The 9,845-nt window shown below is 41.1% G+C and carries 15 protein-coding genes; all 15 read left to right on the forward strand.

The window, feature by feature from the left end:
* Nucleotides 1–35 precede the first annotated feature (35 nt).
* The 15 genes from H6G40_RS00870 to H6G40_RS22960 all read left to right on the forward strand — a co-directional run bounded on the left by H6G40_RS00870 (nt 36) and on the right by H6G40_RS22960 (nt 9,712).
* Nucleotides 36–284 (forward strand): type II toxin-antitoxin system Phd/YefM family antitoxin, encoded by a 249-nt coding sequence (locus H6G40_RS00870; protein ID WP_002739617.1) that lies wholly within the window; start codon nt 36–38, stop codon nt 282–284.
* Complete coding sequence (locus tag H6G40_RS00875) at nt 277–546, forward strand: type II toxin-antitoxin system RelE family toxin (protein ID WP_002739840.1); 270 nt, start codon at nt 277–279, stop codon at nt 544–546. The genes H6G40_RS00870 and H6G40_RS00875 overlap by 8 nt, the downstream gene beginning before the upstream one ends.
* Before the next feature lie 82 nt (nt 547–628).
* Nucleotides 629–919, forward strand: coding sequence for a UPF0175 family protein (locus H6G40_RS00880; protein WP_016517343.1), 291 nt, complete (start codon nt 629–631; stop codon nt 917–919).
* Nucleotides 903–1,397, forward strand: a complete 495-nt coding sequence (locus tag H6G40_RS00885; protein ID WP_069474839.1) for a PIN domain-containing protein — start codon at nt 903–905, stop codon at nt 1,395–1,397. Before H6G40_RS00880 ends, H6G40_RS00885 begins: the two co-directional genes overlap by 17 nt.
* 39 nt (nt 1,398–1,436) lie before the next feature.
* Nucleotides 1,437–1,646, forward strand: coding sequence for a hypothetical protein (locus tag H6G40_RS23830; protein ID WP_306766096.1), 210 nt, complete (start codon nt 1,437–1,439; stop codon nt 1,644–1,646).
* Between the two features lie 185 nt (nt 1,647–1,831).
* A complete protein-coding gene (locus tag H6G40_RS00890; RefSeq protein ID WP_002740269.1) occupies nt 1,832–2,158 on the forward strand; it encodes a nucleotidyltransferase domain-containing protein in 327 nt (108 codons plus the stop codon).
* Complete coding sequence (locus H6G40_RS00895) at nt 2,155–2,478, forward strand: HEPN domain-containing protein (RefSeq protein WP_069474840.1); 324 nt, start codon at nt 2,155–2,157, stop codon at nt 2,476–2,478. Before H6G40_RS00890 ends, H6G40_RS00895 begins: the two co-directional genes overlap by 4 nt.
* Nucleotides 2,479–2,605: 127 nt before the next feature.
* Nucleotides 2,606–2,800 carry a type II toxin-antitoxin system HicB family antitoxin gene (locus H6G40_RS00900; protein ID WP_016517346.1) on the forward strand — a complete coding sequence of 65 codons (195 nt, stop codon included), beginning with the start codon at nt 2,606–2,608 and terminating at the stop codon, nt 2,798–2,800.
* Nucleotides 2,797–3,015 (forward strand): type II toxin-antitoxin system HicA family toxin, encoded by a 219-nt coding sequence (locus H6G40_RS00905; protein WP_024971299.1) that lies wholly within the window; start codon nt 2,797–2,799, stop codon nt 3,013–3,015. Before H6G40_RS00900 ends, H6G40_RS00905 begins: the two co-directional genes overlap by 4 nt.
* Before the next feature lie 223 nt (nt 3,016–3,238).
* The gene (locus H6G40_RS00910; RefSeq protein WP_002740306.1) at nt 3,239–3,889 is read left to right on the forward strand and encodes a DUF3782 domain-containing protein; all 651 of its coding nucleotides are present in this window, start codon (nt 3,239–3,241) and stop codon (nt 3,887–3,889) included.
* A 178-nt stretch (nt 3,890–4,067) separates the two neighbouring features.
* A complete protein-coding gene (locus H6G40_RS00915; RefSeq protein ID WP_002739647.1) occupies nt 4,068–4,619 on the forward strand; it encodes a DUF2854 domain-containing protein in 552 nt (183 codons plus the stop codon).
* A complete protein-coding gene (locus H6G40_RS00920) occupies nt 4,620–5,381 on the forward strand; it encodes a sulfite exporter TauE/SafE family protein (protein ID WP_002779254.1) in 762 nt (253 codons plus the stop codon). It begins immediately after the preceding gene.
* 569 nt (nt 5,382–5,950) lie between these two features.
* Nucleotides 5,951–6,988: a class II fructose-bisphosphatase gene (glpX, locus tag H6G40_RS00925; RefSeq protein WP_002739910.1), complete on the forward strand. Its 1,038-nt coding sequence runs from the start codon at nt 5,951–5,953 to the stop codon at nt 6,986–6,988.
* 184 nt (nt 6,989–7,172) lie between these two features.
* A complete protein-coding gene (locus H6G40_RS00930; RefSeq protein WP_069474842.1) occupies nt 7,173–8,459 on the forward strand; it encodes a glutamyl-tRNA reductase in 1,287 nt (428 codons plus the stop codon).
* A gap of 692 nt (nt 8,460–9,151) precedes the next feature.
* Nucleotides 9,152–9,712, forward strand: coding sequence for a hypothetical protein (locus H6G40_RS22960; protein WP_002756312.1), 561 nt, complete (start codon nt 9,152–9,154; stop codon nt 9,710–9,712).
* Nucleotides 9,713–9,845 lie beyond the last annotated feature (133 nt).

Consider the following 9,845-nt stretch of genomic DNA (forward strand, 5'->3'; position numbering starts at 1 on the left):
ATGGTCATAATGGCTAGTTTCTATAAAGGTTAGTTATGAAAACATTAGGAGCCTCAGAAGCAAAAAATCGCTTTGGCGAACTGTTAGACTTGGCTCGAAGAGAACCAGTAAAGATAGCAAAAAAGGGACGTAATGTTGCAGTCGTGCTGTCAATCGAGGAATTTGAGAGATTTTCCGAGTTAGAAAATCAACTTTTGGCTTTACAGGCAGAAAAAGCTCATCAAGAAGGTTTTATCGGAACAACAGAAAGTGAGGCTTTACTGTCAGAAATTTTAAATGCTTAAGATTAACCTATCTCGACAGGCAACTAAACGCTTAAAAAAACTGCCAGATAAACACGCCAAACAAGTAGCCACAAAAATAACCGAACTGAGAACAAATCCCTATCCCCAAGATTCTCTAAAGTTAAAAGGATACTCTTATCATAGAGCCGATATTGGTGAATATCGAATCGTTTATCGTGTTGAGGAGCAAACACTAGAAATCTTGCTGATTGACAAACGAAACGATGATGAAATTTATAAACAACTAAAGAGAACAATATAGAGAATCTTAATTATCAACCATCAATTAATTAGCGATATTATTCCTGCTAAAATCAAGAAAAACAAATTATCTTTAAACACTCATGAGCATTAATGTAACATTTCCCGAAGAACTCCTCATTGCTGCCAGAGAAGAAAAAGAAACATTCTCTCGTAAAGTTATCATTTATACATTAGGGCATCTTTATCAAGAAGGAAAAATTTCAGCAGGAATCGGCGCACAAGTATTAGGATGCGATAAATATACATTTTATACACTTCTCTCTGAGTATGGTTTTTCCATTATTGATTACACAGCAGAAGAATGGGAATCAGAAATACAAACCAGCCGTAAATTAGCCCAAAAAATCCAAGAGAATGAAGATAATTGTTAATTCTACACCGATCATCGCCTTATCTTTGATTAATCAATTAGATCTTCTTAATCAGCTATTTAATGAAGTGATTATTCCTTGGGCAGTTTATCAAGAAATTGTCATCGCTGGAGATAATAAACCGGGGGCAAAAGAACTCAAAAATGCCAATTGGATTCAAGTTCAAGAAGTTGCATCATCATCTCCTCTTGAACCGCTATTACTAGGATTAGATCGAGGAGAATTAGAAGTTATTCTCTTGGCAATTTCAATCAAACCAGACTGGGTAATTATAGATGAGAAATTAGCAAGAAGAGTTGCCAAAGCTATGGAATTACCCGTCAAAGGAACATTAGTAATTCTCTTGGTTGGTTTTTATGCAGGTTATCTATCTAAACAAGAAATTTTAGATTTATCACAACAGTTAGTTGATTATGGAATTCGTAATAATTCTCCGATTATTAATTGGCTAAAAACAGAATTAGACAATGATCATTAATACTAACTCAATGCAAAATTTACTACCTTGAAACAATAAATCGTACACATTCGTGACCAAGAAAAACCAGAAACACTCTCTAAAATTTTAACTGCTTTAGATTTTGTTGACTCCGTAGAAATCATCGAAGATCAAACAACATTATCTGATAACGAGCAAGACTTCTTTGCCCTAGCACGATTGTGGGAAGACAGGGATATTACCCCTAAATCTATCCGTGAAGCAGCATGGCGAGAAGAAAAACGATGATTTTATTAAAAGTTTAGAACGCTATGAGCCGTCGAATGAATGACCCATCCACATTTCATTGGCGATCGCATTCCTCCCCATCTTTCCACACTCCCTACGCAATCGCAAAAATCCGATAAAATAGTGAATAAGTGACATCCATCAATACAATTTATTACAAAAAATAATTTCTAAGTAATAAAACCATGGCTCAATTACAAACCCTAATGCCTATACTACAAGAATTTCGCCAAGAATTAGCAAAGTTTTATGGAAAACGGTTAGTAAAACTCATCCTTTTTGGTTCACAAGCGCGGGGTAACGCCAATGAGGACTCAGATATTGATATTATGGTCGTATTAAAGGGGCCCATTTCCCCTGGAGATGAAGTGATTCGGATGGCAGACATCGCTACTCAACTAGACCTTAAATATAATACCTTCATTTCTTTGATTCCCATCGCCGATGAAGACTTTGTTCATCGACAAACCCCATTAATGGACAATATTCGCCGAGAAGGGATTGTCCTGTGAACCAAATTTCGTCCTATATCAATCAAGCTAATGAAGAATTAGAAGCGGCCACCCTATTACTTGAAAAAAATTATTATCGTGCTTGTATTTCTCGTTGCTATTATGCCATTTATTGTACAGTCCAAGCTCTGTTAATAGTTAAAAATATCAATACTCGCAGTCATCGAGGGGTACGACAGCAATTTTCTCAACATTTTATTCAAACAGGTGAATTATCATTAGAACTATCAAAAGCATTAAGAATTACCTATGATTTACGACAATTAGGAGATTATGATCAAGTTATTGAAATAACTAGGGAACAAACAAAAATTGCCTGAGAATACGCCACAGTATTTGTAGAACAAGCAAGCCACTGGCTTAATACACATTAGTTTAGTATAAAGAGATAGATAAATTATCTCAAATGGAATGCTCCCACTCTAGCAAATACTACAGTAACTATTTATGCGCTATCAAGTTCGACTCAAAGAAAGCGAAGAAGGTTATGCGATTTGGTGTCCCAGTTTACCCAGATGTTGGTCACAGGGGGACACTGAAGCAGAAGCTATAGAAAATATCAAAGAAGCGATACAAGACTATTTAGAGACAATTGAAGAGTTAAACAAAGATGCGGAAGTGCGTTATGTAGAAGTAGGATAAGTAGGCCAAAATTACCCGGAATTAATCATCTACGCGCTGTTAATGCCTTTGAAAAAGCGGGATTCCGCATCACTAGACAGAGAAAACATATTACTATGACAAATGGAGAACAGACTATCACCATTCCACGAGCAAATCCAGTTAATGCTTATACAATGGCAGGGATTGTTAAAGAAGCGGGTTTAACTATCGAAGAATTCTTAGAATTACTCTAAAACTATTTCTAACCTGCTTTTAATCCTTCATTTTGGGGGAGAGGTTGCCTTAAGAGAAGTGTATCAAAGTATTAGGGATGTTAGTCGCTGGTGGCGGTGATTCTTGTTCTATGAATTAGCCTCCACCTTACCCAATTGAATCAGCAGTCTGCTCCCCAGTGCCTTCGGCAAGCACAGAAATCCAATAAAATAGTGAATAGGTGACATCGGGAAAAAATCATCTATGGCAACTACATCCGAAGACGTATGGCGAATCTTAGCCGAATTAGCGACTGCTCAAGCTGAATTAACTGCTGCTCAAAAAGAAACTGACAAACAACTGAAAGAAGTTAGTCAACAACAGAAGGAAACTGACCGACAACTCAAGGAAACTGACCGACAACAGAAGGAAACCGAGCGACGACAACAGGAAACCGACCGACAACTCAAAGAATTAGGACGGCAAATTGGGGGACTTGGTGCCAAATTCGGCAGCTTTACCGAAGGACTTGCCCTTCCCTCAATGGAAACGATTCTCAGACAAAGGTTCGGTATGGAAGTTGTTAGTCCCAGTGTCCGAGTCAGTAAAGATGGAAAACATCTAGAAATCGATGTCCTTGCCTATACCAATGGTGAGCTAAATACTGCCTATATCGTTGAGGTTAAAAGTCATGCTAGAGAGGAATCCATTACACAATTAAAAAGTATTTTGCAACGGTTTCGCAGCTTTTTCTCTGAACACAAGGACAAAAAACTCTATGGCATACTAGCATCAGTTGACTTATCCAACGAATTACGCGAAAAAATTCTGCAAGAAGGGTTTTATGTGGCTCGGATTCATGACCAAGTATTTGAACTCGATATTCCCGATAATTTTCAACCTCGACCTTATTAAAACATCAAAATTGAGATTACTTACTTATTAAGTGTCAAGTTCGCCGCTTTCTTTTCACTGATGACTGATGACTGTTTACTGATAACTGAAAAATCTTCCCACTGCCCATCTGCAAAAAAGATTCTCTTGAGTTGTATAATCTCTAAAGGATTAGCGTACTCAAGAAAAAAATTATTTCATGCTCAGAAAAATTAGACTATCATACTTTGGCTTAATTTTAGGCAGTATTTTAACGGTTATCGGGATCATCGGTTATGCCCAAGGTAACGCCACGGTCAATTTAGCGGGGTTTTTCTACGGATTACCGTTATTATTGGGAGGTTTAGCCCTAAAAGCTTCAGAAATCAAACCGATACCCTTCAGTCAACCCACTAGCCCCGAAATCTTGCAATTGCGCCAACAACAGGCTACTGTCACCCAAACCAAACTTCGCAACGATGTCACCCGCTATCGCTACGGACAGGAAGTGCATCTGGATGAAGCCTTAGAAAAGCTGGGATTAAGCCCCACAGACGAGGAAAGACCGACTTTAGTGGCAATTCGTGAAACTGCTGTTGATTCCGCCTATTGTTTCACCCTAGAATTTGAATCGCCCCTTTTACCCCTAGAAAAGTGGCTGGCAAAACAGGAAAAAATCGAAAGATATTTTGGACCAGGAATTAGAGCCGAAATTAAGCAAGTTGACGAGGAAAAAATTGATTTATCGCTAATTACTATCCCTAACACCTAAATGCTCACGCCTATTCAGTATGGCTTCTTGGTAATCGCTGCCGTGGCTGCCGGCTTAATTAATGCTCTTGCCGGTGGCGGTAGTCTGATTACTTTTCCGACGCTGATGGCGGTGGGTATCCCACCAGTAATGGCAAATGTGACTAATACCGTCGCTTTATGTCCCGGTTATCTGGGGGCAACCATCGCCCAAAAAAAAGACCTGCACGGGCAACAAAAACGGATTCGATTATTACTACCACCGGCAGTTATTGGCGGCATTATCGGTGGTATTTTGCTGTTAAATAGTAGTGATAAAGTATTTGAGCGCCTGATTCCTTTTCTGATTCTTTTAGCGGCGGCTTTATTGGCTTTTCAAGATACTTTACGCTCTTGGCTACAGCGGCAACAAGGGGACGAAAATGGTCATATACCAGAAATTTTGGCGGTTTTACCCATCGCTCTTGCTTCAGTTTATGGTGGTTATTTTGGCGCAGGTTTAGGGGTAATTGAGTTGGCAATTTTGGGCTTATTTCTCAAGGATAATCTCACGAGATTAAATGCTTTAAAACAGTTGCTTTCTTTGGTGGTTAATGTGGCCGCATCTTGGTTTTTTCTTTTTTCTAATCATGTATATTGGTCGGCAGCGATAGTGGTAGCAATTGGCTCTTTAATGGGGGGGGTATTGGGGGGAAAACTAGCTAGAATTATCTCTCCTAGTTATCTGCGCCAGACTGTGGTAATTCTGAGTATTATTATCGCTATAGTTTATTGGCTTCGTTAACAAACCGAGTTATAGGCGGTTAAAATGCGTCTTAAGTACGTAGGCGTTAAAAATTATCAAATGCTCCCTTATCAAGGGGGGCAGGGGGGATCGAACCCAAAATCTATCTTCAATTTAATTATAACCAGCTACTTAGCTTATCTTAAGGATGAGGTAGGAAATTTTCCCCTTGGGGAGTCAGTCGTCGATAGCAAATTAGGTTATACTGCATCTTTATGAGAAAGACCGTCAACTAAAATGGCTCATTTTAAAACCTGACCCGATAACGTTATAATTTTGCTCGGCAAAACCGCACCAGATGTTTAGTATTGACAAAGCTGCCCTTGTCTAGCATTCACAACAGGGGTAAGAACCTTCTTTCATGCGATCGCTAGACAAAATCAGTGATAAAAGTCCCAATCGCCAAGATTAGGCGATAATAGTCCCAAAAACTCCCTAGCTATACCGGTCTCCTCCAGATGATCTACATAAAAACTTAAGAATGATCCCCGTCTGGTGATAGACTTTTGACTGTTAAGGAAACAAACTCACTAGATAAATCATAGATCAGCTGTAGGGAGGATCATCGAGTGGAAAGTACGCTAGGGTTAGAAATTATCGAAGTGGTCGAACAGGCTGCCATTGCCTCCTCGAAGTGGATGGGTAAAGGCGAAAAAAATATCGCCGATCACGTCGCTGTGGAAGCGATGCGCGAACGGATGAATAAAATCCATATGCGCGGTCGCATCGTTATTGGAGAAGGGGAAAGAGACGAGGCTCCCATGCTCTATATTGGCGAAGAAGTGGGTATCTGTACCCAAGTTGATGCCAAACAATATTGTAATCCCGACGAATTAGTCGAAATCGATATCGCCGTCGATCCCTGCGAAGGCACTAACTTGGTTGCCTACGGTCAAAATGGTTCTATGGCCGTGTTAGCGATCTCCGAAAAAGGTGGATTATTCGCCGCTCCTGACTTTTATATGAAAAAATTAGCCGCTCCCCCAGCAGCTAAAGGTCATGTGGATATTAATAAATCGGCGACGGAAAACCTGAAAGTTCTTTCCGATTGTCTCAATCGTTCGATCGAAGAACTGGTGGTAGTGGTTATGGATCGTCCCCGTCACAAGGAATTAATCCAAGAAATCCGCAACGCTGGGGCCAGAGTTCGTCTGATCAGCGATGGTGACGTATCGGCCGCTATTTCCTGCGCTTTTTCGGGAACTAATATTCATGCTCTCATGGGTATCGGTGCCGCTCCGGAAGGGGTAATCTCGGCGGCGGCTATGCGTTGTCTAGGCGGTCACTTCCAGGGACAATTAATCTATGATCCGGAAGTGGTCAAAACCGGTTTAATCGGCGAAAGCCGCGAGGGTAATCTCGCTCGTCTGCAAGAAATGGGCATCACCAATCCCGATCGCGTTTACGGTTGCGAAGAATTAGCCAGTGGCCAAACCGTCCTCTTTGCCGCCTGTGGGATCACCCCCGGCACCCTGATGGAAGGGGTACGCTTCTTCCATGGTGGCGCTCGTACCCAAAGCTTGGTTATCTCCACCCAATCGAAAACCGCTCGCTTTGTCGATACCGTTCACCTGTTCGACCAACCCAAATACATTCAACTGAGATAATTCTCTGACGCGGTGGGGTGGGTATGGCTCACCTCGCCCCCATTGGTAAAAATATATAAAGTTTTTTTTCAAACATCTTTTATTTGCATCCCGATGGGGACTAAATTGCAACAATTAGAGACATAACGCACTGATCTTTATCAATAATTTTTGTAGCCTGAGCAACATTTGTAGGAGAACATAAATGAATATTGCTGTAGTGGGCTTGAGTCACAAGACAGCCCCGGTGGAAATTCGCGAAAAATTGAGTATCCCGGAAGCGAAAATCGAGTCCGCTCTTACCCACCTCAAGGGTTATCCCCACATCCAAGAGGTGGCGATTATCAGCACCTGTAACCGCTTGGAGATCTACGCCGTGGTTACGGATACGGAAAAGGGCGTGGTGGAAATTACCCAGTTTCTCGCTGAAATCGGACATATTCCCCTTAATGTCCTGCGTCGTTATCTGTTTACCCTACTGCATCAGGATGCTGTCCGTCATCTGCTCCGGGTGTCCGCCGGTTTAGAAAGTCTTGTCCTCGGGGAAGGGCAAATTCTCGCTCAAGTTAAAAATACCCATAAATTAGCTCAAAAGTACAATACTATTAGCCAATTACTCGATCGCCTGTTTAAACAAGCGATGACTGCCGGTAAGCGCGTCCGCACGGAAACCAGCATCGGCACGGGAGCCGTATCGATCAGTTCGGCGGCGGTGGAGTTAGCCCATGCTAAGGTGGCAGACCTCAGCGGCAAGAAAATCGCTATTATCGGGGCAGGGAAAATGTCCCGATTATTAGTTACTCACCTTCTGGCTAAGGGTTCTCAGCAAATTGCGATCGTCAATCGCTCCCAAAGACGGGCCCAGGAGTTGGCCCGTGAATTTCCTCACCTACCGCTGCAACTATATGGCTTAGAAGAGATGATGGCCATCGTAGCGGCATCGGATATCGTCTTCACCAGTACGGGAGCCACGGAACCAATTTTAACTAAAAATTTATTGACAGAAGTGACGATTACTGCTACATCGCTGATGTTAATCGATATTTCTGTTCCCCGTAACGTCCACACCGACGTGAAGGAATTGGCACAAGTGCAAGCTTTTAACGTCGATGATCTCAAAGCGGTGGTTGCCGCCAATCAGGAAAGTCGCCGTCAGATGGCCAGGGAAGCAGAGGCACTCCTAGAGCAGGAAGTGGAAGCTTTCGAGCTTTGGTGGCGTTCTTTGGACACTGTCCCGACAATTAGCTGTTTAAGAAGCAAAATTGAAGATATTCGCGAACAGGAATTAGAAAAGGCCCTCTCCCGTCTGGGGACGGAATTCGCCGAAAAACACCAAGAAGTTATCGAAGCAATGACCCGCGGTATCGTTAATAAAATCCTTCACGAACCCATGGTACAACTGCGGGCCCAACAGGATATCGAAGCGCGTAAGCGCTGTTTACAATCCCTACAAATGCTCTTTAATCTCAGTGTCGGGGAAGAATATAGTTAGAGTCCGACAATTGACAAAAATTAAGGGTGATTCTACTGGTCTGTTAAGATGATTTTGAGGGATTGGGGGCGAATAATTTGGCAGCATTCCCCTATCCACAATTTCAAGATTGACAGACCACTAAGCGGTTGACTCTCTAAATTACTCGTTAAGACTGTCTATGAGCGTCGGAGTTGACAGCAGGGAGCGGTATAATTAATGGACATCTCCAAGAATTAGACCCAGTCACAGCTTGCTTTTATGCCATGTGCTAATTAAATGGTTCGATAATCGTTGTTGATTCAATTTAACTGGAAAAATATGGGGCAACTAATTTTCTAGGAAATTGAGTTGCAGCAAGTCCTTCAAGGAGATTCATCTTTATATTTAACCCACCTTCCGCACTTCTTAACATTCAATTGATAATTTTTACTAATACATTGCTTACAACCCTTTGCCAGTAAAGATTGTAGCTACAATGATCGATTTTCATCAAGGTGAAGAATTGTAATTTGTTTTCTCAGAAAAAATCAATTATTGAAAATGTTCTCAATAGTAGTTTCTACAATGAAGCTTTTTCGTCAAAACATCTTGGGGAATGTAAAAATATATAAAGCTATATGAAGATGTGCGGAATGTCGGATTTAATTCCAAACACCTACTTAAGATGGTGATTTAGTTCAATTCAATAAGCTATATGGGGAGATGAATTAATGGATAAATCTTCTAAAAAAAAGCAAGAGAACCGGTGGAAATGGTGGGATGACTTTAAAAAGCGGAATGACTCTAAAAAAAAGCAAGAGAACTGGTGGAAATGGTGGAATGACGAGGAAAACCTCAAGTCGATTGAGTATTACGGATTAATCGACCAAGAGATCCATCGTGAACACAATCTGATTGCCAATCGAATGAACTGGTATGTCACTTCCCAGTCTTTTTTAATGGCAGCATTTGCAGTTTCTGGTAATAATAATTATCGACTTGGGTTTCTATCTATATTTTTACCAATACTAGGGATTCTGACATCATTTATTATTGGAGCTTCGCTTTATGCGGCTATCAAAGCTATGGATCAACTTAAGACAGAAAAAAAACGCATCCTTAAGCAGGATAAGTATTTAGGAAATATTTCTACTTTTAAAGCAAGGTTTGTTGACAATAAACATCCCTGGATTCATTGGGTCGGGATTTTCCCGGCTCGTTCTATTCCTGTTTTGTTTTTTATTTTCTGGTTCATTTTTCTATACTTAGCGACACAAACTAAAATATGCTAGAGTGACATGACAAGCACTTTCGATTGGGATAGGGGACTTCCAAAAAATAAACTATTCATTCTCAAGAATAATAATCATTCTCGGAGTGTGGGAGGTAGGGATCGATGGTTGCCCCCTCCTTCCAATTTTGTAG

The sequence above is a fragment of the Microcystis viridis FACHB-1342 genome (genome assembly GCF_014698335.1).
GTDB classification, from domain to species: Bacteria; Cyanobacteriota; Cyanobacteriia; order Cyanobacteriales; family Microcystaceae; genus Microcystis; species Microcystis ichthyoblabe_A.

Coding starts and splice junctions, on each gene's coding strand:
- H6G40_RS00870 (WP_002739617.1), top strand. CDS start 36: ATGAAAACATTAGGAGCCTCAGAAGCAAAAAATCGCTTTGGCGAACTG.
- H6G40_RS00875 (WP_002739840.1), top strand. CDS start 277: ATGCTTAAGATTAACCTATCTCGACAGGCAACTAAACGCTTAAAAAAA.
- H6G40_RS00880 (WP_016517343.1), top strand. CDS start 629: ATGAGCATTAATGTAACATTTCCCGAAGAACTCCTCATTGCTGCCAGA.
- H6G40_RS00885 (WP_069474839.1), top strand. CDS start 903: ATGAAGATAATTGTTAATTCTACACCGATCATCGCCTTATCTTTGATT.
- H6G40_RS00890 (WP_002740269.1), top strand. CDS start 1,832: ATGGCTCAATTACAAACCCTAATGCCTATACTACAAGAATTTCGCCAA.
- H6G40_RS00900 (WP_016517346.1), top strand. CDS start 2,606: ATGCGCTATCAAGTTCGACTCAAAGAAAGCGAAGAAGGTTATGCGATT.
- H6G40_RS00910 (WP_002740306.1), top strand. CDS start 3,239: ATGGCAACTACATCCGAAGACGTATGGCGAATCTTAGCCGAATTAGCG.
- H6G40_RS00915 (WP_002739647.1), top strand. CDS start 4,068: ATGCTCAGAAAAATTAGACTATCATACTTTGGCTTAATTTTAGGCAGT.
- H6G40_RS00920 (WP_002779254.1), top strand. CDS start 4,620: ATGCTCACGCCTATTCAGTATGGCTTCTTGGTAATCGCTGCCGTGGCT.
- H6G40_RS00930 (WP_069474842.1), top strand. CDS start 7,173: ATGAATATTGCTGTAGTGGGCTTGAGTCACAAGACAGCCCCGGTGGAA.
- H6G40_RS22960 (WP_002756312.1), top strand. CDS start 9,152: ATGGATAAATCTTCTAAAAAAAAGCAAGAGAACCGGTGGAAATGGTGG.